The organism is Hypericibacter adhaerens (assembly GCF_008728835.1).
GTDB lineage: Bacteria > Pseudomonadota > Alphaproteobacteria > Dongiales > Dongiaceae > Hypericibacter > Hypericibacter adhaerens.
Genome location: NZ_CP042582.1, coordinates 3,832,900 through 3,858,354, shown reverse-complemented (window position 1 = coordinate 3,858,354; position 25,455 = coordinate 3,832,900). Strand labels below are relative to the sequence as shown.

The 25,455-nt window shown below is 67.2% G+C and carries 20 protein-coding genes; 14 read left to right on the top strand and 6 right to left on the bottom strand.

Annotated features, from left to right (window positions below; all coding sequences use genetic code 11):
- The first annotated feature begins 134 nt into the window (after positions 1-134).
- The 5 genes from recA to FRZ61_RS17085 all read left to right on the top strand — a co-directional run bounded on the left by recA (position 135) and on the right by FRZ61_RS17085 (position 8,320).
- Positions 135-1,214: a recombinase RecA gene (gene recA / locus FRZ61_RS17105; RefSeq protein WP_151118870.1), complete on the top strand. Its 1,080-nt coding sequence runs from the start codon at positions 135-137 to the stop codon at positions 1,212-1,214.
- A gap of 301 nt (positions 1,215-1,515) precedes the next feature.
- Entirely contained in the window at positions 1,516-2,334 is an 819-nt protein-coding gene (locus FRZ61_RS17100) for an isocitrate lyase/PEP mutase family protein (protein ID WP_151118869.1), read from the top strand.
- A gap of 314 nt (positions 2,335-2,648) precedes the next feature.
- Positions 2,649-5,324 (top strand): alanine--tRNA ligase, encoded by a 2,676-nt coding sequence (gene alaS / locus FRZ61_RS17095; protein WP_151118868.1) that lies wholly within the window; start codon positions 2,649-2,651, stop codon positions 5,322-5,324.
- A gap of 179 nt (positions 5,325-5,503) precedes the next feature.
- The gene (locus FRZ61_RS17090) at positions 5,504-6,703 is read left to right on the top strand and encodes a cyclic nucleotide-gated ion channel (RefSeq protein ID WP_151118867.1); all 1,200 of its coding nucleotides are present in this window, start codon (positions 5,504-5,506) and stop codon (positions 6,701-6,703) included.
- A 519-nt stretch (positions 6,704-7,222) separates the two neighbouring features.
- Positions 7,223-8,320 (top strand): acyltransferase family protein, encoded by a 1,098-nt coding sequence (locus tag FRZ61_RS17085; protein WP_191909071.1) that lies wholly within the window; start codon positions 7,223-7,225, stop codon positions 8,318-8,320.
- 76 nt (positions 8,321-8,396) lie between these two features.
- On the opposite strand, the gene FRZ61_RS17080 is transcribed toward FRZ61_RS17085, so the two are convergent.
- On the bottom strand, positions 8,397-8,939 hold the full coding sequence (locus FRZ61_RS17080; protein WP_151118865.1) for a peptidylprolyl isomerase: 543 nt from the start codon (positions 8,937-8,939) through the stop codon (positions 8,397-8,399).
- A gap of 73 nt (positions 8,940-9,012) precedes the next feature.
- Positions 9,013-10,227 carry an NADP-dependent isocitrate dehydrogenase gene (locus FRZ61_RS17075; RefSeq protein ID WP_151118864.1) on the bottom strand — a complete coding sequence of 405 codons (1,215 nt, stop codon included), beginning with the start codon at positions 10,225-10,227 and terminating at the stop codon, positions 9,013-9,015.
- Positions 10,228-10,596: 369 nt separating this feature from the next.
- Here FRZ61_RS17075 and FRZ61_RS17070 point away from each other — a divergent pair, with 369 nt between their 5' ends.
- Both FRZ61_RS17070 and FRZ61_RS17065 read left to right on the top strand, forming a co-directional pair.
- A complete protein-coding gene (locus tag FRZ61_RS17070; protein WP_191909070.1) occupies positions 10,597-11,691 on the top strand; it encodes an efflux RND transporter periplasmic adaptor subunit in 1,095 nt (364 codons plus the stop codon).
- 8 nt (positions 11,692-11,699) lie between these two features.
- Positions 11,700-14,864 (top strand): efflux RND transporter permease subunit, encoded by a 3,165-nt coding sequence (locus tag FRZ61_RS17065; RefSeq protein WP_151118862.1) that lies wholly within the window; start codon positions 11,700-11,702, stop codon positions 14,862-14,864.
- A 60-nt stretch (positions 14,865-14,924) separates the two neighbouring features.
- Here the strand turns inward: FRZ61_RS17065 and FRZ61_RS17060 are convergent, their stop codons facing one another.
- Both FRZ61_RS17060 and FRZ61_RS17055 read right to left on the bottom strand, forming a co-directional pair.
- Positions 14,925-15,944 carry a glycosyltransferase family 4 protein gene (locus tag FRZ61_RS17060; protein ID WP_151118861.1) on the bottom strand — a complete coding sequence of 340 codons (1,020 nt, stop codon included), beginning with the start codon at positions 15,942-15,944 and terminating at the stop codon, positions 14,925-14,927.
- Positions 15,945-15,969: 25 nt separating this feature from the next.
- A complete protein-coding gene (locus tag FRZ61_RS17055; RefSeq protein WP_151118860.1) occupies positions 15,970-16,554 on the bottom strand; it encodes an LOG family protein in 585 nt (194 codons plus the stop codon).
- Positions 16,555-16,823: 269 nt separating this feature from the next.
- Between FRZ61_RS17055 and FRZ61_RS17050 the strand changes: the two genes are divergently transcribed.
- Both FRZ61_RS17050 and FRZ61_RS17045 read left to right on the top strand, forming a co-directional pair.
- Positions 16,824-17,717, top strand: a complete 894-nt coding sequence (locus FRZ61_RS17050; RefSeq protein ID WP_151118859.1) for a c-type cytochrome — start codon at positions 16,824-16,826, stop codon at positions 17,715-17,717.
- A 182-nt stretch (positions 17,718-17,899) separates the two neighbouring features.
- Entirely contained in the window at positions 17,900-18,982 is a 1,083-nt protein-coding gene (locus FRZ61_RS17045) for a LysM peptidoglycan-binding domain-containing protein (RefSeq protein ID WP_225308862.1), read from the top strand.
- A gap of 48 nt (positions 18,983-19,030) precedes the next feature.
- Here FRZ61_RS17045 and FRZ61_RS17040 read toward each other — a convergent pair whose 3' ends face one another.
- Positions 19,031-19,504, bottom strand: a complete 474-nt coding sequence (locus FRZ61_RS17040) for a hypothetical protein (RefSeq protein ID WP_151118858.1) — start codon at positions 19,502-19,504, stop codon at positions 19,031-19,033.
- A 173-nt stretch (positions 19,505-19,677) separates the two neighbouring features.
- Between FRZ61_RS17040 and FRZ61_RS17035 the strand changes: the two genes are divergently transcribed.
- The 5 genes from FRZ61_RS17035 (at position 19,678) to FRZ61_RS17015 (ending at position 23,827) form a co-directional block, all read left to right on the top strand.
- Positions 19,678-20,823, top strand: coding sequence for a VIT1/CCC1 transporter family protein (locus FRZ61_RS17035; RefSeq protein WP_151118857.1), 1,146 nt, complete (start codon positions 19,678-19,680; stop codon positions 20,821-20,823).
- Positions 20,824-20,834: 11 nt separating this feature from the next.
- On the top strand, positions 20,835-21,596 hold the full coding sequence (locus tag FRZ61_RS17030) for a fumarylacetoacetate hydrolase family protein (protein ID WP_151118856.1): 762 nt from the start codon (positions 20,835-20,837) through the stop codon (positions 21,594-21,596).
- Positions 21,597-21,770: 174 nt separating this feature from the next.
- Positions 21,771-22,457, top strand: a complete 687-nt coding sequence (locus FRZ61_RS17025; protein WP_225308861.1) for a phosphatidylserine decarboxylase — start codon at positions 21,771-21,773, stop codon at positions 22,455-22,457.
- Positions 22,457-23,287, top strand: a complete 831-nt coding sequence (pssA, locus tag FRZ61_RS17020; RefSeq protein ID WP_151118854.1) for a CDP-diacylglycerol--serine O-phosphatidyltransferase — start codon at positions 22,457-22,459, stop codon at positions 23,285-23,287. The genes FRZ61_RS17025 and pssA overlap by 1 nt, the downstream gene beginning before the upstream one ends.
- Positions 23,288-23,398: 111 nt before the next feature.
- Complete coding sequence (locus FRZ61_RS17015) at positions 23,399-23,827, top strand: hypothetical protein (protein ID WP_151118853.1); 429 nt, start codon at positions 23,399-23,401, stop codon at positions 23,825-23,827.
- Here FRZ61_RS17015 and FRZ61_RS17010 read toward each other — a convergent pair.
- Positions 23,738-25,423, bottom strand: coding sequence for a glycoside hydrolase family 17 protein (locus FRZ61_RS17010; RefSeq protein ID WP_151118852.1), 1,686 nt, complete (start codon positions 25,421-25,423; stop codon positions 23,738-23,740). The genes FRZ61_RS17015 and FRZ61_RS17010 overlap by 90 nt on opposite strands.
- Positions 25,424-25,455 lie beyond the last annotated feature (32 nt).

Here is a 25,455-nt window from a genome sequence, read left to right as displayed (position 1 = left end):
CAGGGATCGTTCGGTGGATATCGTCCTTTTGTTCTCTTTTTGATCCAGATTTTGCTTGCCAGGATGAGAACAAAGCGCGTACTGTCTCCCCACATTGTCGGCCCGTGAGGGCTATGAAATAAGGGGAGCGCCCGATGTCGAATGTGGCATTGAAGGTCGTCGGCAAGGAAACCAGCATGGATCGCAACAAGGCGCTGGATGCGGCGCTGAGTCAGATCGAGCGCGCCTTTGGCAAGGGCTCGATCATGAAGCTCGGCCAGCGCGACAAGGTGGTGGAGACCGAGGTGGTCTCCACGGGCTCGCTCGGGCTCGATATCGCGCTCGGCATCGGCGGCCTGCCGCGCGGGCGCATCATCGAGATCTACGGGCCGGAAAGCTCCGGCAAGACCACGCTGGCGCTCCATGTCGTGGCCGAGGCCCAGCGCCAGGGCGGCACCTGCGCCTTCGTCGATGCCGAGCATGCGCTCGACCCCTCCTATGCCACCAAGCTCGGCGTCAATGTCGAGGAGCTGCTGATCTCGCAGCCCGACGCCGGCGAGCAGGCGCTCGAGATCGCCGACACGCTGGTCCGTTCGGGCGCCGTCGACGTGCTGGTGATCGACAGCGTCGCGGCGCTGGTGCCGCGGGCCGAGCTCGAGGGCGAGATGGGCGACACCCATGTCGGCCTCCAGGCGCGGCTCATGAGCCAGGCGCTCCGCAAGCTCACCGGCTCGATCTCGCGCTCGCGCTGCATGGTGATCTTCATCAACCAGATCCGCATGAAGATCGGCGTGATGTTCGGCAATCCCGAGACCACGACCGGCGGCAACGCGCTCAAGTTCTACGCCTCGGTGCGCCTCGACATCCGGCGCATCGGCTCGATCAAGGATCGCGACACGGTGGTGGGCTCGCAGACCCGCGTGAAGGTGGTGAAGAACAAGCTGGCGCCGCCGTTCCGGGTCGTCGAGTTCGACATCATGTATGGCGAAGGCATCTCCAAGACCGGCGAGCTGATCGATCTCGGCACCGCGGCCGGCGTGGTGGAGAAGTCGGGCGCCTGGTTCTCCCATGGCGGCCAGCGCATCGGCCAGGGCCGCGAGAACGCCAAGCAGTTCCTGAAGGAGAATCCCGAGGTGGCGGCCACGATCGAGGCCGCGGTCCGCCAGAATGCGGGCCTCGTCGCCGGCGCGATGATGAGCGGCAGCGGCGATAAGGAAGGCGGCGAGGAGGACTGAGCCGCCGATCTCCTGATCCTTTCGTGACCGGTCCTCTCGCGGGTTTCCCCTAGACCCTTCCCGCAACCCCGGTCACGTCTTCGAGAGGCCGCCGCCGATGGTCCCCCTGTCGGCGGCGGTCTCGTTTCATGACGCTTTTCTTTCGTGCGGCTTTCCTATCGTTCCGGCGTCACAGACCTCTCCCTTGCGTTTTGCGCGGGGGCTGGCATGTAGCTTCGGTAAGGGACAGGGGGCGGAGGCGATGGGAGGATGGCCTCCCGATCGGAAAGGAACCGCCGGAAACGAACGGAGGAATCTCGGCATGGTGACGCAGGCGGAGAAGGCCCAACGCTTCAAGGCGCTGCATGACAAGCCCGGCTGCTTCGTCATCCCCAACCCGTGGGATGCGGGCACGGCGAAGCTGCTGGCGAGCATGGGCTTCCAGGCGCTCGCCACCACCAGCGCCGGTCTCGCCTTCGCGCTCGGCAAGCCCGACGGCGCCGGGCGGGTCACGCGCGACGAGACCATCACCAACGCCCACGCCATCGTGGCGGCGACCGACCTGCCGGTGAGCGCCGACCTCGAGGACGGATTCGGCGCCAAGCCGGAATCCGCGGCCGAGACCATCAAGCGGGCGGCGGCGGTGGGGCTGGTCGGCGGCTCGATCGAGGATTCGACCCGCGGCGGCGACAAGCCCATCTACGACATCGGCCAAGCGGTCGAGCGCATGGTGGCGGCCGCCGAGGCGGCGCGGGCCCTGCCGTTCCCCTTCATGCTGGTCGGCCGCGCCGAGAACTACCTCCATGGGCATCCCGATCTCGCCGACACGATCCGGCGCCTCCAGGCCTATCAGGAGGCGGGCGCCAGCGTGCTCTACGCCCCCGGCCTCAAGACCCGCAAGGAGGTGGCCACGCTGGTGAAGTCGGTCGACCGGCCGGTCAATGTGCTGATGGGACCGGGCGGGGCCACCATCGCCGACCTGGCGGCCTTGGGCGTGCGCCGGGTCAGCGTCGGCGGCAGCCTGGCGCGGGCGGCCATGGGCGCCTTCCTGCGGGCGGCCCAGGAGCTCAAGGACAAGGGCACCTTCGGCTTCACCGCCGAGGCCACGCCCCATGCCGAGCTCAACGCCGCCTTCGATTAGCGGTCTGCTTGCCGACCCGCGGTGAAGGCTCCCCGGGGGCATTGGCTGCCCGTCCCCGGGTCCAGGCTTGGAAACGCCGGTTCCCGGCCCCAGATTGGGGAGACCGGCCGTTTCTGGACAAGGCGCTTAAGCGGTTGGTAAAAGCCCTCTAATCTAGGGTGCAATGCGGGACGAACCCGGTCCGCCGCGGGCGGTCGGGACGCTCTTTTTCGCCCCGATGCGGTCCGGCTTTCTGGCGCCGGCCCGGATGGTCCCCTTGCCAGCCCGACCGGAACCTCGAGTCCCTCATGTCCTCTTCGACGAGCCCTGGCCATATGTCGACCACCAACGAGATCCGCAGCAGCTTCCTGGACTATTTCCGGAAGAACGGCCACGAGATCGTGCCGTCCTCGCCGCTGGTGCCGCGCAACGATCCGACGCTGCTTTTCACCAACGCCGGCATGGTGCAGTTCAAGAACGTCTTCACCGGCCAGGAGAAGCGCGACTATGCGCGCGCGGCGACGGCGCAGAAATGCGTGCGCGCCGGCGGCAAGCATAACGACCTCGAGAATGTCGGCTATACCGCGCGCCATCACACCTTCTTCGAGATGCTGGGGAACTTCTCCTTCGGCGACTATTTCAAGGAGCGTGCGATCGAGCTGGCCTGGAACCTGATCACGCGCGAATTCGGCCTGCCCAAGGAGAAGCTCTGGGTCACGGTGTTCCACACCGACGACGAGGCCTTCGGCTTGTGGAAGAGGATCGCAGGCCTGCCGGAGGAACGCATCGTCCGCATCCCGACCTCCGACAATTTCTGGGCGATGGGCGATACCGGCCCCTGCGGACCCTGTTCCGAGATCTTCTACGATCACGGCCCCAGCATCGCGGGCGGCCCCCCGGGCAGCGCCGACGCGGACGGCGACCGCTATATCGAGATCTGGAACCTCGTCTTCATGCAGTTCGAGCAGGTGACGAAGGAGGAGCGCATCGCCCTGCCGCGACCCTCGATCGACACCGGCATGGGGCTCGAGCGCCTGACCGCGGTGCTCCAGGGCAAGCACGACAATTACGACATCGACCTGATCCGCGCGCTGATCCAGGCTTCGGCCGACGCGACCAACGTCGCGCCCGACGGGCCGCAGGCGGTCTCGCACCGCGTCATCGCGGACCATCTGCGCTCCTCGAGCTTCCTCATTGCCGACGGCGTGCTGCCGTCGAACGAGGGCCGCGGCTATGTGCTCCGGCGCATCATGCGCCGCGCCATGCGCCATGCGCACAAGCTGGGCGCCACCGATCCCTTGATGTGGCGGCTGGTGCCGGCGCTGGTGCAGCAGATGGGCCAGGCCTATCCCGAGCTGGTGCGCGCCCAGGCGATCATCACCGAAACCCTCAAGCTCGAGGAGACGCGCTTCCGCGCCACGCTCGAGCGCGGCCTCCGGCTGCTGGAAGAGGAGACCGTCCGGCTCGGATCGGGTCAGTCGCTGGCGGGCGATGTCGCGTTCCGGCTCTACGACACCTACGGCTTCCCGCTCGACCTGACCCAGGACATCCTGCGCGGCCAGGGCCGCAAGGTGGATACCGACGGCTTCGAGCGCGCGATGGAAGAGCAGCGCGCGGCCGCGCGGCGGGCCTGGTCGGGCTCGGGCGAGGCGGCGACCGAGAAGCTCTGGTTCGAGATCAAGGAGAAGGTCGGTGCCACCGAGTTCTTCGGCTATTCGACCGAGATGGCGGAAGGCGTTGTCAAGGCCATCGTCAAGGACGGCAAGCCGGTCGATCGCGCCAAGCCGGGCGAGGCCGTGCTGCTCGTCGCCAACCAGACGCCCTTCTATGGCGAGTCCGGTGGCCAGATGGGCGACAGCGGCATCTGGTTCAACGCGTCGGGCCTCGAGATCGCGATCATCGACACGCAGAAGAAGCTGGGCGATCTCTGGGTCCATAGCGGCAAGGTGGTGCGCGGCGAGGTCAAGCTCGGCGACGCGGTCGAGATGAGGGTCGATGGCGAGCGCCGCAACGCGCTGCGCGCCAACCATTCGGCGACCCATCTGCTGCACGAGGCCCTGCGCCGGCGCCTCGGCGATCACGTCACCCAGAAGGGCTCGCTGGTGGCGCCCGAGCGGCTGCGCTTCGACTTCAGCCATCCCAAGCCATTGACGCGCGAGGATCTGGAGGTCATCGAGGCCGAGGTCAACCGGCGCATCCGGCACAATGCCGAGGTCGAAACCGTGCTGATGACGCCGGAGAACGCGGTCAAGGCGGGCGCGCTCGCCCTCTTCGGCGAGAAATATGGCGAGGAGGTCCGCGTCGTCTCCATGGGGGGCGAGGAGGATGACGGCCATTTCTCGACCGAGCTCTGCGGCGGCACCCATGTGCGCCGCACCGGCGATATCGGCGCCTTCAAGATCCTCTCCGAGAGCGCCGTGGCGTCGGGCGTGCGCCGCATCGAGGCCCTGACCGGTGTGGGCGCCGAGAAGCATTTCCGCGAGCAGGATGCGCTGGTGGCCGAGGCCGCCTCGCTGCTCAAGACCCAGCCGGCCGAGCTGCCGGGCCGCATCGCGAGCCTGGTCGAGGAACGGCGCCGGCTCGAGCGCGAATTGACCGAGGCCCGCAAGGCCGCGGCACTCGGCGGCGGATTGGGCGGCGGTGCCGGTCAGGCTTCGTCGCCGCATCGCGAGGTCGCTGGGATCAAACTCGCCTCGCGGCTGCTGGACGGCGTGCCCGCCAAGGAGCTCAAGGGCATGGTCGACGAGATGAAGAAGCAGATCGGTTCCGGCGTCGTGGCGCTCCTGGCGCGCGAAGAGGGCCGGGCCTCGCTGGTGGTCGGCGTCACCGCCGACCTCACCGGACGGGTCAATGCTGTCGATCTGGTCAAGGCTGGCAGCAAGGCGCTCGGCGGCCAGGGCGGCGGCGGCCGGCCCGACATGGCCCAGGCCGGCGGCCCCAACGCGGCGGCAGCCGAGGCGGCGCTCGCGGCCATCGAGCAGGAACTGGCCAACCGCGCCCGCGCGGCCTAGAGGACGGCTCTCTATCCGGCTTGGATCGCCCGCGGACGGATCCCGACATGAACGCCGCGTCACCCTGGAAACGGCAGCCAGGCTGACGTCTGACGCGGTTCCCGATTTCGCCCGGTTGGGAACCGCTCTAGAGTCCTTTCCCATGTGAGCCTGAGGGAAGGGGACCCGAGGAAGGGACGATGACCGGAACCGCGAGAGCGACGGCGTTCCGGTTGATGGGCGACACGGTTTCCCATCGCGGCCTGCGGCTCATCGCCGATGCGGTGCTGCTTGCCAGCGTTCTCGCGGCCGTCGCCTGCAGCTTCATCAGGAGCCTGCCCGCCGGCACGCCGGCGCAGATCGAGCTGGCGCGGGCGCTGGGGGCGGCAGCGCTGCTGATCTTCACTCTCGAATATGCCGTCCGGCTCTGGATCGCGCCCGAGCAGGCCTCCGGCCGCAACGGCCCGATGGCGCGGTTGGACTATGCCCGCTCGTTCCTGGGCGTCATCGATCTGATCGTGATCCTGCCCGGCTGGCTGGCGCTGCTGCTGCCGGTCAGCACCGGCCTGATCGAGCTGGTGGACCTGCTGGCGCTGCTGAAGCTCGCGCGCTTCGCGCCGGCGCTGGGCCTGGTCGGCACCGTGCTCCGGAACGAAGCGCGCTCGCTCGTCGGTGCGCTGATGGCGATGGTCGTGCTCCTGGTGCTCGCGGCCGGCGTGATGTATCTGCTGGAGCGCAACGCCCAGCCCCAGCTCTTCGACAGCATCCCGCACACGCTCTGGTGGGCGATCGTGACCATGGCCAGCGTCGGCTATGGCGACATGGTCCCGGCCACGGCGGCGGGCCGCGTCTTCGGCGGCATCATCATGCTGCTCGGCATTGCCATCTTCGCGGTGCCGACCGGCATCCTGGCGACCGGCTTCGCCCAGGAGATCCGCCGGCGCGACTTCACCGTGAGCTGGCAGGCGGTGGCGGGCGTGCCGCTCTTCGCCGGACTCGACGCGCCGCGCATCGCCTCGATCACGCGGCTGCTCAAGCCGCAGTCGGTGCCGCGCAACTACACCATCGTCCGGCGCGGCGATCCGGCCGACGCGATGTTCTTCATCCTGAGGGGAGCCGTCGAGGTCGAGCTGATTCCCCAGCCGGTCAAGCTCGGGCCGGGGCAGTTCTTCGGCGAGATCGCGCTGGTCAAGGACACCACCCGCCTGGCCACCGTGACCGCCATCCAGGACACGCAGCTTCTGGCGCTCGAGGTCAACGATTTCCGCCGGCTGATGGCCCAGCTGCCGGATCTCAAGACCAGGATCGAAGCGGTCGTGGAGGAACGGCTGCAGACGCTCGAGGAAGCGGTTCCGAAGCTGCGGAATGCCGACAAGCCCCAGGCCGATCCCCCGGCCTGACACGGCCGCAAGCGATCGCGTCCTTGCCGCCGTTGCGCGCCCGATTCCGAACCGGTCTCAGAGCGCCAGCATCCCGGCAGCCACGAAGAGCGTCAGGAACAAGGTAAACAGCCCGACCAACCGCGCCACCTCCGGCCTCCGCTTGCCTCGAACGACCAGAACCGCCTTCGCCATCGCTCCTTCAGCCCATCGGGAACGATCGGAACGCCTTCCTTTCGTACCTCAACGGGCCGATCGCTTCTCTAACATAAGCTAGCGCTGCGACTGACCGAACCAAGGGGCAAAGAAGAGAGGGGTCTTCGACATTCTTTGAAGAAGACGCAACAAATTCTTGCGGTGCGCAGGAAATCTGTCGCCACACCGGTGGCCTTCCCGCCGGTCGGAGGCTCGGCGGAATGACGGGCTCATCGCGAGCTCGCAGAGAATCCCCGACAGGTTCCTTAACCATTCCGACATTCTGCTATCGTCGCTTGTCGGTTCCCCTTTCGAAGGGGGCGTCTCGACCATCAGGGGGCGATGGTGAGGGAAGGACGAGGCTCAGAGCGGCTCGGAGGTCTCCAGGCGGCCCGTGCGATCGCGGCGATCCTGGTCGTTCTGCAGCATCTGAACTGGGCCGCCGATCGGATCTGGGATCAGCATGATCCGGTCATCCTCTTCCATCCCGGCGCGGGTGGTGTCGCCCTGTTCTTCGTGCTGTCAGGCTATGTCATGACGAGGGGCTTGCCGCGGCGGCCGATCGATTTCGCCGTCGGCCGGTTGCGGCGGATCTTCCCGGGTCTCTGGATCGCCCTCTTCATTTCCGCCGGCACGGAACTGCTGCTGTTCGGCGCCTGGCCCGGAATCGACCCCGTCCTCTTTGCCCTCTATCCGACCGGCACCGCGCCGAACAGCCTCGTTCCCTACTGGACGCTGCTTTTCGAGCTCCTGTTCTATGGGCTGGTTCTCGTCGCGATCACCGTCTTTCCCGGCCGTTCGCGCCTGCTGGTCGTGGCCGGTCTTGCCGTCTCCTTTGCATTCGCGCCCAAGCTCGGCAGTGAGGCGGCTCTCTTTCCGGCATGGGACGCGGCCCTTCTGACCCGGTTCAGCCTCCTGTTCCTGATCGGCGTGCTGCTCGGCTATCTGCCCCGCCCGTGGGGAACGCCCGTCGCCTTGTTCTTCGCGTTCCTGGCGGCTGCCCTCTACTGGTTTCCTGACATATCGGCCGCGTTGGGACATGGGGTCTCCTATCCGTCGTTCCTGCAGTGGAACGCGCCTTACGGCGTCTGGGCGGTCTGCGCGGGGCTCGCGATCTATGGCGCCCTTGCCTGGGAGGCCGACGGCCTCGGGGGCCGGGTGCTGCAAAGGATCGGTGACGCCTCCTACGGGATCTATCTGACCCATGTGGTTTGCCTGTTCGTCGCGTTCCGGCTCGTCGCCCAGATGCCGGGCTTTGCCGACTGGCCGGCAACGGCGAAATACGGTGTCGCCGCTCTGATCGGGTTTGTTCCGGCCTATCTGCTGGGGCGGGCGGAGTGGCGGCTTCAGAAATGGCTCAAGACATTCTCGCCAGCCCGGGGATGGCCACGGCCGGCTGTCTTCCGCCAGGCGATCGAAGCACGGACGCCAGGCCGGCCCTGAGGGGCGCCAAGGCACAAAAAAGGGCCCGCAGAAGGGCCCTTTCCTGTCGACCGATCGTATGACGACCGTTCCGGCATCAGTCCTTGGCGTCGGCCGCCACCTGCATGCGGATGATCTTGTCGGGGTTGCGGACCTCGCCGTTCGAGCCGTCGCCCTTCTTGATCTTGTCCACGAATTCCATGCCTTCGATCACATGGCCCCAGATCGTGTATTGGCCGTCGAGATATTCGGCCGGCGCGAAGCAGATGAAGAACTGGCTGTCGGCGCTGTCGGGATCCTGGGCGCGGGCCATCGAGACCGTGCCGCGCAGATGGTGCTCCTTGCTGAACTCGGCCTTGAGCTTCTGCCCGGAGCCGCCGCGGCCGGTGCCGGTCGGATCGCCGGTCTGCGCCATGAAGCCGGCGATCACGCGGTGGAACACGATGCCGTCATAGAAATGCTGGCGCACCAGCTCCTTGATGCGGGCGACGGTCTTCGGCGCCAGGTCGGGGCGCATCTCGATCACGACGCGGCCGTCCTTGAGATCCATGAAGAGGGTGTTTTCGGGGTCGTAAGCCATGGCGGTGCCTCCGGCGAGGGTGAACGCGAGGGCCAGAAGCCCCACGAGAAAATGACGCATCCTGCGGTTTTCCTTCGATGACGTCGGGTGAGCCAGGAGAAGCGGCCGCGGTCCCGCGCCGCTCCCGGGAGAATCAGGCGAGAGCCTTCTTCAGATTGTCATCGAGCTTGGCCAGGAACTGCTGGGTCGTCATCCAGGTCTGGTCGGGGCTGATGAGGAGCGCCAGGTCCTTGGTCATGAAGCCGGCCTCGACCGTATCGACGCAGACCGTCTCGAGCGTCTCGGCGAAGCGCTGCAGCTCGGGCGTGCCGTCGAACTTGCCGCGGTACCAGAGGCCGCGGGTCCAGGCATAGATCGAGGCGATCGGGTTGGTCGAGGTCTCGCGGCCCTTCTGGTGCTCGCGGTAATGGCGCGTGACGGTGCCGTGCGCGGCTTCGGCCTCGACGGTCTGGCCGTCGGGCGACAGCAGCACCGACGTCATCAGGCCCAGCGAGCCGAAGCCCTGGGCCACCGTGTCGGACTGCACGTCGCCGTCATAGTTCTTGCAGGCCCAGACGAAGCCGCCCGACCATTTGAGCGCGCTCGCGACCATGTCGTCGATGAGCCGATGCTCGTAGGTCATGTTCTTCTTCTTGAACTCGGCCGCGAATTCCTTGTCGAAGACCTCCTGGAACACGTCCTTGAAGCGGCCGTCATAGGCCTTGAGGATCGTGTTCTTGGTCGAGAGATAGACCGGCCAGCCGAGCCCCAGCGCATAGTTGAAGCAGGCGCGGGCGAAGCCGCGGATGGACTCGTCGACATTGTACATGGCCATCGCCACGCCCGAGCCCGGGAAGTCGTAGACCTCGTGGCGGATCGGCTGTCCGCCGCCCTCGGGCTCGAAGCTGACGGTGAGCTTGCCTTTGCCCGGAACGACGAAGTCGGTGGCGCGATACTGGTCGCCGAAGGCGTGGCGCCCGATCACGATCGGCTGGGTCCAGCCCGGCACCAGGCGCGGCACGTTCTTGCAGATGATCGGCTGGCGGAACACCGTGCCGTCGAGGATGTTGCGGATCGTCCCGTTCGGCGACTTCCACATCTTCTTGAGGCTGAACTCCTTCACCCGCGCCTCGTCGGGAGTGATGGTCGCGCATTTGACGCCGACGCGGTACTGCCTGATGGCGTTGGCGGCATCGACCGTGATCTTGTCCTCGGTCTTGTCGCGGCTTTCGATGCCCAGGTCGTAATATTTCAGGTCGATATCGAGATAGGGCAGGATCAGCTTTTCCTTGATGAACTGCCAGATGATGCGAGTCATCTCGTCGCCGTCGAGCTCGACGACCGGATTCTTGACCTTGATCTTCTGCATCTGAACCAAATCCCTATGAACAGGTAGGACGGGGGAGCCGCAGCCGGAAACGCTGCCCGGCTGTCGGATATTGTCAAGGGCCCGGCCGATGGGGGCGGCCCGGCGGCGCCGGAAAAGCGCCCGAACATAGGCAGCGGGGCAGGGCTGCGCAAGCGTGAGGGCATCGCCCGGCCGGTCCGGCCTCGGGTCCGCCGCGGGAACCGGATCTCGGCCTCGGGGAAGGCCCTGAGTGGCAATGCCGCAGGGAGGTGATAGTCTGCCCGTCAAAAGCCGCGACGATCCGTCGAACTGGGGGGTGCCGTGATGCGTTACGTGCCGGGATTGACGTCACAGAACCGAATCCGGGCTTTGCTCCGATCCCTGCCGCTGATGGGCGTTGTTCTGCTGGCCGCCTGCGGCGAGAAGGAGCAGGCCCAGCAGGCGCCGGCCGCCCCTCCCGCCGTGGGTGTCATGGCGGTCGCGATGAAGGCGATCAATCCCACGGCCGGTTTCACCGGGCGCGTGCAGGCGGTCGACAAGGTCGATGTGCTGGCGCGGATCAACGGGTTTCTCGACAAGCGGCTGTTCACGGAAGGCCAGCATGTGAATGTCGGAGATCAGCTGTTCGTGATCGAGCAACCGCCTTATCAGGCGCAGCTCGATCAGAAGCAGGCCGAGCTCGAGAGCGCGATGGCGGCACAGAAGAACACGGCCGTGCAGCTTCAACGGGCGATCCAGCTGGTCAAGACCAACAACATTCCGCAGGCCACACTCGACCAGCGGCAGGCCGAGGACACCATGGCCAAGTCCGTCATCCTCGAAGCCCAGGCGGCACTCGAGCAGGCCCAGATCAACTTCGCCTATACGTCGATCAAAGCGCCGATCGCGGGACGCATCGGCCAGTCGACCTTCACCGTCGGCAGCTACGTGACACCGCAATCGGGTACCTTGGCGACGATCGTCAGCCAAGACCCGATCTATGTCACCTTCCCGGTGGCGCAGCGCATCGTCACCGAGTATCGGCGCAAGAACCCCGAGCCGCGCGCCACCGACAAGATCGCGGTCAAGCTCCAGCTTGCCGACGGCTCGGAATACGATCATGTCGGCAAGATCGACTTTGTCGATGTCGAGGTCGATCGCGGCACCGACACGGTGCTTGTCCGCGCCTCGTTCGACAATCCGGACGGCGTGCTGGTGGATGGTCAGTTCGTCAATGTCTCGATCGAGCTGGGCGAGAGCCAGATGGGGATCTCGATCCCGCAGACCGCCATCCAGCTCGACCAGGCCGGGGCCTATGTCTTCGTCGTGACGTCGGACAACAAGGTCGAATTGCGCCGCATCAAGACGCAGACGGGCGCCAGCGGCGAGAGCACGGTCCTGGAGGGCCTCAAGGAAGGCGAAAAGATCGTGGTGGACGGCATCCAGAAGGTGCGTCCCGGCCAGCCGGTGACGCCGACCGACGTCCAGCCCGCGATCAAGAGCTGAGGGCCGCCATGCTCTCCGCCATCTTCATCGACCGTCCGCGGATGGCGTTTGTCATCGCCATCGTCACGGTCATCGCCGGCCTGATCGCCATCGGCGCCATTCCCGTCGCGCAGTTCCCGGACATCGTTCCGCCGCAGGTGTCGGTCACGGCCTCCTATCCGGGCGCCGGCGCCGCCGTCGTCGAGCAGACCGTGGCCCAGCCGATCGAGTCCAAGGTCAACGGCGTCGACAAGATGCTCTATATGAAGTCGACGAGCGGCAATGACGGCAGCTATACGCTGACGGTCACCTTTGCGCTCGGGACCGACCCGGACATCAACACGGTCAACGTCCAGAACCGCGTCAACCTTGCCGAGCCCAAGCTGCCGGAAGAGGTGTCGAGACAGGGCCTCACGATCAAGAAGAAGTCCTCGGCTCTGCTACAGATCATCACGCTCTACTCGCCCAACGACAGTTTCGACGCGCTGTTCCTCAGCAACTACGCCACGATCAACATCATCGACGTGCTGGCCCGCGTCACTGGCGTCGGCGACGTGTTTGTGTTCGGCCCGCTCGATTATTCCATGCGAATCTGGATCTCGAGCGACAAGCTCACCAGCTACGGCCTGTCGCCCAACGACGTCATCGGCGCGATCCAGAGCCAGAACGTGCAGGCTGCGGTCGGCCGCATCGGCGCGCAGCCGATCGGCGCCGATCAGCAGTTCCAGTTCAACATCCAGACCCAGGGCCGCCTCGTCACCGAGGAGCAGTTCGCGAACATCGTACTGCGCGCGAACCCGGACGGGTCGGTGGTGAAGGTCCGCGACGTCGCCCGGGTCGAGCTCGGCGCCGCCACCTCGGATTCCTTCGGCCGCTTCAACGGCAAGCCGGCGGCGGTGATCGGTATCTACCAGGCGCCGGGTTCGAACGCGGTGGCCGTCGCCAACAAGATCCAGGAGACGCTGGCGCAGCTCCAGAAGCGGTTCCCGGAGGGCGTCGCCTACAAGATCGTCTACGACACCACGACCTTCGTGAAGGATTCGATCCACGAGGTGCTCAAGACCCTCGTGGAAGCCTTCATCCTGGTCGTGATCGTCGTGTTCCTGTTCCTCGGCTCCTGGCGCGCGACGTTGGTGCCGCTGATCGCCGTGCCGGTATCGCTGATCAGCACCTTCGCCGTCCTGCTGGTGCTGGGCTTCTCCGCCAACATGATCACGCTCTTCGCGCTGGTCCTGGCGATCGGCATCGTGGTCGATGACGCGATCGTCGTGGTCGAGAACGTCGAGCGGCTGATGGAGGAGGAGAAGCTCTCACCCAAGGAGGCCGCCAAGAAGGCGATGACCGAGATCACGGCGCCGATCATCGCGATCACGCTGGTGCTCCTGTCGGTGTTCGTGCCGGTGGGGTTCATTCCCGGCATCTCCGGCGTCCTCTTCAGCCAGTTCGCGGTCGCGGTCTCGGTCGCGATGTTGTTCTCGGCGATCAACGCCCTGACCCTGAGCCCCGTGCTCTGCGCATTGCTGCTGAAGCCCACCCATCATCGCCGCGGAATCATGAAGTGGGTCATGGCGGGCATCGACAAGACCCGCGACGGCTATGCCTGGGTCGTCCATCGCCTGGTCCGGGTGGCGATCCTCAGCCTTGTGGCCGTTGCCGGCGCCGCGGCACTGATGGTCTTCCTTTCCAAGCTGACGCCGTCGGGCTTCCTGCCCGAGGAGGACCAGGGCCTGATGTTCGTCGAGCTGCAGCTGCCCGACGGCGCCTCGGTCAACCGCAGCAGCGCGGTAATGAAGAACATCGAGGAGACCGTGAAGGGGATGCCCGGGGTCGAGGACGTGACCAGCGTCGTCGGCTACTCCTTCCTTTCGAGCCTTGCCCAGTCCAACAGCGCCATGCTGTTCGCCTCGATGAAGCCCTTCGAGGAGCGCGCGGGCAAGGACGAGACGGTCCAGGCGGTCATCGCGGCGATGCGCCGGGAAGGCGCCAAGGTCCTCGCGGCCAACGTGATTCCTTTCAATCTGCCGCCCATCATCGGCCTCGGCTCGACCGGCGGCTTCGAGTACCAGCTTCAGGATCTCGAGGGCCGGGACCCGCAGGATCTGGCGGCGGTGATGCGCGGCCTGGTCGTCGCGGGCAACCAAGCCCCCCAGCTCAATGCCGTCTTCAGCACCTTCACGTCCAACACGCCGCAGCTCTATCTGAACATCGATCGCTACAAGGCGCAGACCCTGGGGGTCTCGATCAGCGACATCTTCAACGCCCTGCAAGCGACGCTGGGCGGCTACTACGTGAACGACTTCAACCTGTTCGGCCGTACCTGGCAGGTGAAGATCCAGGCCGAAGCCGCCGATCGCGCCAAGGTGGACGACATCTGGCGCATCTATGTGCGCAACAATCAGGGCGAGATGGTGCCGATCCGAAGCCTGGCGAGTGTTTATCCCGTGCTCCAGCCCCAGGCGATCATCCGCTACAACAACTACCGCAGCGTGACGATCAACGGATCGCCGGCGCCGGGTATCAGCTCCGGCGATGCGCTGCTGGCCATGGAAAAGGTCTCGGACGCCACCCTGCCGCAAGGTTATGGCTATGAATGGACCGGCACCGCGTTGCAGGAGAGACAAGCGGCCGGCCAGACGGCCATCGTGTTCGGCGCGGCGATCCTGTTCGCCTATCTCTTCCTGGTGGCGCTCTATGAGAGCTGGAGTATCCCGGTCTCGGTACTGCTGTCGGTCACAGTCGGCCTCGCCGGGGCCATGGCGGCGATCATCGTGGCGGGCCTCAGCCTCGACCTCTATGCCCAGATCGGCATCGTCGTGCTGATCGCGCTCGCGGCGAAGAACGCGATCCTGATCGTCGAGTTCGCGATGGAGCAACGTGCCCGTGGCGTCGCCATCTCGGAGGCCGCGGTCAACGGGGCGCGCCTGCGATTCCGCGCCGTCATGATGACGAGCTTTGCCTTCATCCTCGGCCTGGTGCCGCTGGTGATCGCGAGCGGCGCCGCCGCCGCCAGCCGGCGCGCCGTCGGCACCGCCGTCTTCGGCGGCATGCTCGCCGCGTCGGTTCTCGGCATCTTCGTCATTCCCGGCCTCTATGTGATCTTCCAGCACTTCCGCGAGTGGGTGCATGGATGGGGCAAGGGGAAGAAGAAGGAAGGCCCGGCGCCGGCTCCCGCGCCGGCGGAGAAGGCGGGCTGAATCCGTGCGCTGCTTGCCTCTCCCCCGCAAGAGGGGCGGGGATGGGAGGCGCGGCCGTTCCTAGCCCTTGCGCGCAACCCGCTCCAGCTCGCGCTCCATCGCTGCGACATGGGCGGCGAAGCCGTGCTTGCGCTGCAGGATCTCGTGGCCGCTCTGGCCCAGCCGCTCGGCCAGCTCGCGATCCTCGTAGATCATGCGGATGTTGCCGGCCAGCACCCGGTAGTCGTTGACCGGCGAGAGCAGGCCGGTGCGGCCCTGGATGATGGTCTCGGGGATCGGGCCGAAGTCGGAGGCGAGCACGCATTTCGAGAAGCTCAGCCCCTCGAGGATGGCGAGCGTGATCAGGTCGTCGCGGGTCGGGAAGATCATCGCGTCGCAATGCTGGATATAGGCGTTGACCAGCTCCTCGGGCACGGAGCCCGGATAGAGGATGTCGACGCCGCTCTCGAACAGGCGCGTGGCGAAGGGATCGTTCTCCTTGCGGCCGCCCAGCATCACGAGCGTGATGTTGGGATTGCCGAGATGCGCCAGCGCCCGCACGCTCAGATCCTGCCCCTTGCGCGGATCGATGCGCCCCAGATGCAGCAGGTAGAAGCGGCCGGGCTGCTTCTCGAAGGGGCAGGGCCGCGGCGAGAGATCCATGCCGATGCCGTAGGGCACGACCGTCCAGTTGTCGCGCGTGAGATACTTGCCCCAGAGCCACTGCGCCTGCCATTGGGTCGGGAACACGATGCGCTGGGCGGCGCCGAAGGCCTCGGGCTTGAAGTCCGCCATCTTGGTATAGCCGAGGCCGAACTTGGGCTCGTGAATCCACCAGACCAGCGGGCAGCGTCCCGCCGCCTGCGTCACCAGCTCGGACGCGGTCACGGTGTTGAACAGCGCGACGTCGAAATCCTTGAGCTGCACCACCTCCTTGAGCGGAATCCCGTAGCGCTCGAACTCGGCCTCGAGCGGCTCGGTCGGGCGCCTGAGCTTCAGGATGACGACCTCGTGGCGCTTGCGCAGCTCGCGCAGCAGCCGCAGCAGGATGATCGGCGCGCCCTCGCGCACGAAATTATGGCTGTAAGCCAGGATCCGCATCCGTCTTTCCCCCTGAGACGCCGACTCACATCCGGCTGACCGCGCCGACCTTTCGTGGCTTCGGCTGGCGCGACAAGGCGGGGATCACCGCCTCGGCGCGGTCGACCACCTCGTAGAGAGGTGCCGGATCGGCCATGAACCCCTTCTGCCGACCGTGCTCGACCAGCTTCAGCAGCGGATCCCAATAGCCCGCCTCGTTCAGCACGATGATGGGCTTGTCGTGCTGGCCGAGCTGGCGCCAGGTGATGACCTCGAAGAATTCCTCCAGCGTGCCGAATCCGCCCGGCATCATGCAGAAGGCGTCCGACAGCTCGAACATCAGCTGCTTGCGCGCATGCATGCTGTTCACCACGCGCAGCTCGTCGATCTCCCGGTTGCCCACTTCCCGCGCCTCGAGGAAATCCGGGATGATGCCCGTGACATGGCCGCCGGAAGCCTTGACCGCATCGGCGATCACGCCCATCAGGCCGACCCGGCCGCCGCCATAGATCAGCCTGACATGGTTCGCCGCCATATGGCGTCCCAGCCGTTCGGCGATATCGCGATAGGCGGGGTCGCGGCCTTCGGCGGAGCCGCAATAGACGCACAAGGATGTGATCGAAGCTGTCATGGGTCCCGGTGGTTATATCGGTCGGTGGTCCGGTACCGGCAGGCGGGCCGGCGATGAAAGCCGGCGACATTAGCCCTGTCCGGCGCCCCGGGCCAGATTGAAGCCGTCGCCGCGTCGTCCCTTCCGAGCTGTCCGATTCGACAGATCGGCGACAGGCAGGTTACCCCATGATCGGGCCGGGGGCGAAAACCCTGCCGCGGGCCCCGGAAAGGAGGCCGATGGTGCGGAAAAAAGCTTGCCAAGGGCTGAAGGGCCGGAGGGCCTGGGGGATGCTGGGGCTGGCGCTTGTCCTGCTGTCCGGGGCGGTTCCCGCCCGGGCCGACAGTGCCGCCGATGCGGACCAGGTCGCGCGCGGCGCCTATCTCTTCGCCGCCGGCGGCTGCGGCGCCTGCCATACTGATACCAAGCATGGCGGGGCGGTTCTCGGCGGTGGCGTCGCGCTCGATACACCCTTCGGCCGCTTCTACACGCCCAACATCAGCGCCGATCCCGACCATGGCATCGGCCGCTGGTCGGAAACCGATTTCCTGCGCGCCCTGCAGCAGGGCATCGCACCGGACGGCCGCTACTATTATCCGGCCTTCCCCTATACCGCCTACAGCAAGGCCAGGCCCGAGGATCTGCTCGCCATCCGCGCCTATATCCTCTCCCTGCCGCCGGTGACGGCCGCGAGCAAGCCGCATGAGTTGAGCTTCCCCTTCAGCTGGCGTTCGCTTCTGGGCGTCTGGCGCGTGATGAACTTCACCGCCGGCCCGGTCTGGACCGACGATCCGGGCCGCGATGCCTCGTGGAATCGCGGCGGCTATCTGGTCGAGGCGCTTGGCCATTGCGCCGAATGCCATACGCCGCGCGGAATGCTGGGCGGGCTCGAACGGGACCTGGCCTATTCCGGGACCGCCGCGGCGCCCGGCGGCGGCAAGGTCCCGAACATCACGCCCGATCCCGAAACCGGCATCGGCGGCTGGTCGAAGGAGCAGGTCATCGCCCTCCTGAAGGACGGCGCCCTGCCGGATTTCGATTATGTGGGCGACGGCATGGGCGAGGTGGTGAGCGAGAACACCAGCAAGCTCACCGACGAGGATCGCGCCGCCATGGCCGATTACCTGATGTCGCTGCCGCCGATCCGGAACGACGCGGCGAAGGCGACGCAGCCCGGCTATTGAGCCTGCCAAAAAGGCTGAATTCCTTGGCAATCCGATAGTCCCGCCGTTAACCCTTCCCGGCCCCATGCGCATGACAGGGCGGTTCCCGGCTGTTACGCTTGGGCGACAACGCTGCCGGAGTCGGCTGGCCCGGCGGTGTCGATCCGACCGCCAGCCGGATGGCGCCCTAGACGAGTGTCGCATTGAACCGCGTTCTTCTTATCGTGATCCTGGGTGCGGCCGTGGTGGCGGCGGCGCTGGTCCTGCAATTCACGATCAATCGCCAGAGCAGCGACGAGCCGACCGCACCGGCCGCAACGGAACAGGCAGCAAGCGCGCCGGCCAACGAAACCTCGACGACAACCGCCACCACCGAGACGCCGGCGCCGGAGACGGTGAAGCCCAGCTTCGACGTGGTGCGCGTGAAGCCCACCGGCGAGACCGTGATCGCGGGCCGCGCCTTGCCGGGCGCCCAGGTCACCATCAGCGACAATGGCGAGGTGCTGGGGCAGGTCACGGCCGATGAGCGTGGCGAATGGGTCTTCCTGCCGGACAAGCCGCTGGCGCCGGGCAGCCATCAGCTCTCTCTTTCGGCGGTGCCGCCCGGGGGCGGGGCCGCCACGCAATCGGACGATGTCGTGGTCGCGGTCGTGCCGCAGCCTGGCACCAACCTCGCGGGCCAGACGGGCGGCGGCACCGGCGAGGCGCTCGCCGTCATCGTGCCGCGCGATGGCGGTGCCGCCACCCAGGTCGTGCAGCTGCCTTCGACCTCGTCCCCGTCCTTGACGCCGGCCACGCCCGATACGGCAGCACCCCGCATGGGTGCGCTGTCGCTGGATACGGTCGATTACGACAATCACGGCGACATCATCGTCGGCGGCCATGCCGAGCCCGGCGTCGAGGTCAGGATCTATCTCGACAACGAGCTCCTGGGCCGTGCGCTCGCGGGCGCCGATGGCCGGTGGGAGCTGCGGCCCGACCAGCCGGTGCAGCCGGGGCTCCATACGCTGCGTGCCGATCAGCTCAACAACGACAGCAAGGTGACGGCGCGGGTCGAGACGCCGTTCGAGCGCGCCGAGCCTGGCAACCTCGCCGAGACCCAGTCGACGGCCAACAGTGTCGTGGTCCAGCCCGGCAACAGCTTGTGGCGCATGGCGCGGCGCAGCTATGGCAGCGGCTGGCAGTATTCGGTCATCTATGAGGCGAACAAGGACCAGATCCGCGATCCGGACCTGATCTATCCCGGCCAGGTGTTCAAGCTGCCGCCGCCGGCCAGCACGAACTGACCGGCTTGGCCGGAGCGATCCTCGGCGGTGAGCCCGGCGTCCGGGATGTCAGGCGGCGCGGCCCGCCGCCGGTTTCGCCGGCAGGAATTCCTGCACCAGCGCCAGATAGGGCATGAGCTCGAGCAGCAGCACCGCGATGGCGCCGATCAGCCGGCCGGCGGTGAGGGGGCGCTCGATCGGCAACTCGCCCACGGCGCGGACGCTCATGTTCGGCCCGGTCACGAGACGCGTATGCGGCAGCTGGCGCGTTGCCTGCAGCAGGGTCAGCGCGTGCTGGCGGCGCTGGCGCGATTCGATCGAGTAGGGCAGCGGCAGCAGATCGGACGCGATCGTCAGGCGGGCATCGCCTTTCTTCGCGCCGTAGGCCTGGCCGCTGAATTCGTGGCCGAGAAAGGAAAATCGGAACGCGACCGGACTGTCCTCGGCGCGCATCTCGATCATGCCATTGGGGCTGACGGAGACCGAATTGACCTCGATCGGCAGCGTTTGGTTGGCGATCTGGGCGAACATCGTCTCGGTCATGGCGGGCTCGGCACGTCCCCAGGAATTGACGTCCTCCAAGGGTTAGCACGCCCGTTTTTAAGGACCGGTTAAACACCCTGAAATATCAGCGAAATGGGCCAAAAACAGGCAATTCCGCCGGTTCGACGCGAGGGGGTTGCCCGGGGTCGATGGAACCCGTTTAGATGGGGCCGATGAACGACAAGTCTCAGATCTCCGCCGCCGCCTCCGAACACCGCTACCGCACCAATCTCCAGGGCGAGGTGGACGGCGCGCAGCTCTACCGATCGCTGGCCGATGCCGAGCCCGATCCCAGGATCGCCGAGGTTTATCGGCGGCTCGCGGCGGTCGAGGAAGCGCATGGCGAGTTCTGGCGGCGCAAGCTCGAGGGGCTGGGCAAACGGACCACGCATCTCAGGGCCGGCTGGCGGACGCGGGCGCTGGGCTGGCTCGCGCGCCGCTTCGGGCCCGAATTCGTGCTGCCGGTGATCACCGGGTTGGAGCAGGTCGATGTCGGCCATTACGACACCCAGCCGGAGGCGGCGGCCGGCGGCCTGCCGCAGGCCGAGCGCTCTCACGCACGGATCCTGGCCGCGATCGCGGGCGGGCCGAAGGGCGGCTTGCCCGGGTCGACGCTGGCGCGGATCGAAGGGCGGCATCACACCGGCGGCAACGCGCTGCGGGCCGCGGTGCTCGGCGCCAATGACGGGCTCGTCTCCAATCTGAGCCTGGTGATGGGCGTGGCCGGGGCGGCGGTCGAATCCCATACGCTGCTGATCACGGGGCTGGCCGGGCTCGTCGCGGGCGCCTGCTCGATGGCGATGGGCGAATGGCTCTCCGTCAACAGCGCACGCGAGCTCTACCAGCAGCAGATCTCCACCGAAGCCGGCGAGCTGGAGCAGGCGCCCGACGAGGAGAAGGAAGAGATCATCCTCATCTATCAGTCCAAGGGCCTCAGCGAAAAGCAGGCCAAGGCGCTCGCCGATCAGCTGATGGCGAACAAGGACACGGCACTCGACACGCTGGTGCGCGAGGAGCTGGGCATCGATCCGGACGAGCTCGGCGGCTCGGCCTGGGCGGCGGCCGGCACCTCCTTCTGCCTCTTCGCCTGCGGCGCGATCTTCCCGATCCTCGGGCTGCTGTTCCTGTCGGGCGATCCCGCCTTATGGGTAGGCCTGGCTGCGAGCGGCGCGGCCCTGTTCGCGATCGGTGCCGGCACCAGCCTCTTCACCGGACGGGGCGTCCTGTTCTCGGGCGCCCGCCAGCTCCTCATCGGCTTTGCCGCGGCGGGCGTCACCTTCGTGATCGGCCGGCTCGTCGGCGTCAGCCTGGGCGGTTGAGCCTCGCCCTCATGCTGTCCAAACACCTGCTCCACTCCCTCAACCACACCCGAAAGCGTCTCGACGTGAAACAGCAAGCTTCAGCCGGCGACTATATCTTTCCGCCCCAGCCCCAGCCGAGCCTGCCGATCCAGGGATCGGCAAGGCTGCTGCCGGTGCACCGCATCTATTGCGTCGGACGGAACTATGCCGAGCACGCGATCGAGATGGGGCACGATCCCAAGCGCGAGCCGCCCTTCTTCTTCCAGAAGAATCCGGACACGCTGGTGCCCGATGGCGGGCGTTTCCCCTATCCCGGGCGTTCGAACGACGTGCATCACGAGTTCGAGCTGGTGGTGGCGCTGGGGCAGGGCGGCAAGGACATCAAGACCGGCGATGCCCTCGACCACATCTTCGGCTATGCGGTCGGCCTCGACATGACGCGGCGCGACCTGCAGGGCGAGGTCAAGAAGCTCGGCCGTCCCTGGGAGGTCGGCAAGGCCTTCGAACATGCGGCCCCTTGCTCCGCCGTTCATCCGGCGGCCGAGATCGGCCATCCGGCGAAGGGTGCCATCTGGCTCGACGTGAATGGCGAACGCCGGCAGTCGGGCGACCTCGCCCAGCTCATCTGGTCGATCCCCGAGGTCATCACCCATCTCTCGGCGCTGTTCGAGCTCAAGCCGGGCGATCTGATCTTCACCGGCACGCCGGCCGGGGTCGGCCCGGTCAAGCGCGGCGACCGGCTCCACGGCGCGGTCGAGGGCGTGGGCGAGCTGCGGATCGAGGTGGTGTAGAACCCCTGCTGTCCCTCCCTTGGGCCTTGAAATCCCAGGGAAACCGCCAATCTTCCTGAGGTCGGCGCGGTGCGGCGCGATGGCCCTGATAAAGCTGCGCCGCAGGCAGGCCCCGAGGATAGAATGCGCCGCCTCTCGGGCCCGGCCCTGACGGCAAGCCATAGGACCCCATTCTTGCTCGATCGCATCCTGGTTCCCATCCATCGCGAAGGCTGGCGTTTCGCCGGCCTCTTTGCGCTGGCCACGCTGCTGCTGTGGTGGCTGTGGACGCCGTTGGGCTGGCTCGGGCTGATCGCGACCTTGTGGTGCATCTATTTCTTCCGCGATCCGCCGCGCGTGACGCCGATCCGCCCGGGCCTGGTGGTGGCCCCCGCCGATGGCGTGGTGCAGTCGATCGAGTCCGCCGTGCCGCCGGCCGAGCTCGGCATGCCGGCCCTGCCGCTGACGCGGATCGGCATCTTCATGAACGTGTTCGACGTGCATGTGAACCGCATGCCGGTAGACGGGACGGTGCTGTCCCTCAGCTACCGGCCCGGCAAGTTTTTCAATGCCTCGCTCGACAAGGCGAGCGAGTTCAACGAGCGCCAGTCGGTCCGGCTGCGTACGCCCGAAGGCCAGGAGTTCGCGGTGGTGCAGATCGCGGGCCTGGTGGCGCGGCGCATCCGCTGCGATATCGAGGCGGACCAGTCGGTGCGTGCCGGCGAACGCTTCGGCCTGATCCGGTTCGGCAGCCGGGTCGATGTCTATCTGCCCGAGGGCACGGCACCCCTGGTGGTGGTGGGCCAGCGCTCGGTCGCCGGCGAGACCGTCCTCGCCGACCTGCAATCGAACGAACCCATGCGAAGAGGGGAGATGCGCTGATGCGCAGGCGTCCTGGGGTCGCGCGGCTGCGCGACCAGTCCTTCAACCGGCTGATCCCCAACATCCTGACGCTGCTGGCGCTCTGTGCGGGCCTCACCAGCATCCGCTTCGGCCTGAACGAGCGCTGGGAGGCCGCGGTGGTGGCGATCATGATCGCGGCCATCCTCGATGCGCTCGACGGGCGGATCGCCCGGCTGCTCGACAGCACCAGCAAGTTCGGCGCCGAGCTCGATTCCCTGTCCGATTTCGTCAGCTTCGGCGTGGCGCCGGCGCTGCTGCTCTATTTCTGGAACCTGTCCGAGGTCGGCGCCCCGGGCTGGGTCGCGGTGCTGCTCTATTGCGTCTGCTGCGGCCTCCGGCTCGCGCGCTTCAACACCAAGCTCGACAACACCGATCTGCCTGCCTGGACGGGGCGCTTCTTCATGGGCGTGCCGGCTCCGGCCGCGGCGGGCCTGGTGCTGGTGCCGATGGTCGCGAACCTCGCGGTCGGGCCCGGCTATTTCGACAGCCCCTGGCTGGCGGGCCTGGTCGCGGTGGTGGTGGCGGGGCTCATGGTCAGCCGCCTGCCGACCTATTCCTTCAAGCGCATCAAGGTGCCCCAGCATTTCGTGCTGCCCACGCTGCTGATCGTGGGCGTGCTGGCGGCCTTCCTCGCCTCGAGCCCCTGGCTCACGCTCCTCGGCATCTGCGGGCTCTATCTCTGCTCGATCCCCTTGAGCTGGCTTTCCTACCGGAAGCTCGCCGGCACGGGGCCCGCATCGCCCGCGGCCCCGCCCCCGGCGATGGATGAGGCCGATCTCGACGAGCATGACGAGCTGCCGCCGCGCTGAAGCGGCGATCGCAGCAACGGGAATATCGCGCGTTCATTGCGGAAGGGCTGGACCGGGGCAAGCGCTCCGGGGCATTGTCGCGATTGTTCCTGTTTGCAGCCGGCCTCAGCCATGAGCGACGCCCCGATCTCACGCCGCGCGCTGCTGGCCGTGATCCGTCCCTGGGTCGCGGGCGGACTGGTCGTGCTGGCGCTGGCATTGGCGGTCCGCTTCGGGGCGATCGAGCCGCGCGGCATCGGCATCGCCTGCCTTGGCGAGCCGGCGCCCTGGTGGTGCGGCCCGCGCGATCTCGTGGTGGCGATCTCGAGCGGCGGCGGCTGGGGCGTGGCCTCGCTGGGTTTCGGCATGCTGGCCCTGATCACGGGCTGGCGGCCGCTGGCGGTGATCGCCTGCGTGCTCGGTCTCTGGGGCGTGGTGCTCTATAACGCCGGCGCCGCGGCGTTCGGCCTGCTATTTGGCCTGCTGCGCCTGGTGCGCGCCGATACCGGGCTCACCGGCGGCCCCGACACGCAGCGACCGCAAGGCCGGCAGCAGGGGTAGCGCCAGCAGCAGCGCCAGGGCCGACCATTCGAGCGCCATGAGGTTGAGCGGGCCCTCGCGGACCGCCACCAGCAATCCCGAAACGAACAGCAGCCCGGAGAGCAGGGCCTCTTCGCGCCGATCCTGGCCGAGGGGAGCCACTCGATCCCGCGCTGTCCAGGCGAGCCAGGCAAAGACGATCGCGGGCGTGAACAGGGCCGCGATCGGGAAGTCGCGATAGCGCGGGTCGAAATTGAGCCCGAGCGAAAGCGCCAGCGCCGTCACCAGGGCCGCCCCCTGGAACAGGGCCAGGCTGGTCGGCAGATCGAGCCGCTGCCAAGGGCGGCGGAGCCAGGCCAGTGCCGACGCGAAAGAGGCCGTCCGGCGCCGTCCGGTCCCCTGGGCGCGGAAACCCACGAAGGCGCTGCCGGCGCTGACCAGGAGCAGCAGGGCCTCGGCGGCGTAGTCGTAAGGCGCCATCGCCGCCTGCCAGGAATGGCCGAGCTGGAGCACCAGCGCGCTGCCGCAGGCTTCGGCGATGAGCCCTGCCGCGAGCCAGCCGCGCAGGCCCGCCCGATAGCCGCCGACGAAAGCCACACCCAGGAGCAGCAGGCCGAGCCCGCTTGCCGCCGCGAACTGGGTGAGCCACAGGGGATGCTCGCTGACCGGCCCGCGCCAGGGGAATTTTGCCAGGCGGTCGCCGTTGAAGATCCCCCAATAGCCGCCGACGGTCCCTTCGAGCGCGCGCTTCCAGGGCTGGTCGAACGCCTCAATGAGATTGTAGTCGAGCCCGGCTCCTTCGCCCGCGACATAGGCCATGAGCTCGCGCAGGTAGCGCGCCTGGTTGACGAGGCTGGGCGTGGCGTCCTCGCGCTCGCGGCCCACGCTGGGCCAGCCGGTCTCGCCGATCAGGATCGGCTTGCCCGGAATCTCGAGCCGGACCTTTTCGACGATCGCCTGGAGATGGGCGAGGCCGGCCTCGACCGGCTGCGGCTGATCCTCCCAATAGGGCAGGATGTGGATCGTGATGAAATCGACCGCGTTCGCCAGCTGCGGCGCCTTCAACCAGAACTCCCAGACGTCGGCATAGGTGACGGGCTTGCCGGTCGCCTGCTTCACGCGCGTCAGCATCTTGACCAGCGTGTCCGGCGTCTGCTCGCCGCGCAGCAGCACCTCGTTGCCGACGATGATGGCCCTGACCGTATCGGGGAACTGGTTCGCCAGCCGGATCACGTCGCCGAGCTGGCGCTCGTTGGCCTCGGGATCGCGCCCGATCCAGGCGCCGATCAGCACCTTCATGCCGTAGCGCTGGGCGATCGGCAGGACCTGGTCGAGGCCCTGGTCGGTGGCGTAGAGGCGCACGCAATCGACATCGGCGCTGAGGATCTTGAAATCCTCCTCGATCTGCCAGGCCGGCACATGGAGATTGCGGTCGAAGGGCGTCTGGCTGCCGCGGAAGGGCGTGTAGGAGACGCAGTGGATCTTACCCGGCGGCGCGTCGGTAAGCACGACCGGCTGGCCCAGATGCCACCAGAAGCCGAAGCCGGCGAGGGCGGCCACCAGCAGTCCCAGGATCGGGGCGATCGCGCGCGCTGCCGCCGCCCGCGGGCGGTTCATCGCAGGAATACCCATCGCCGGCCGACCGTCGG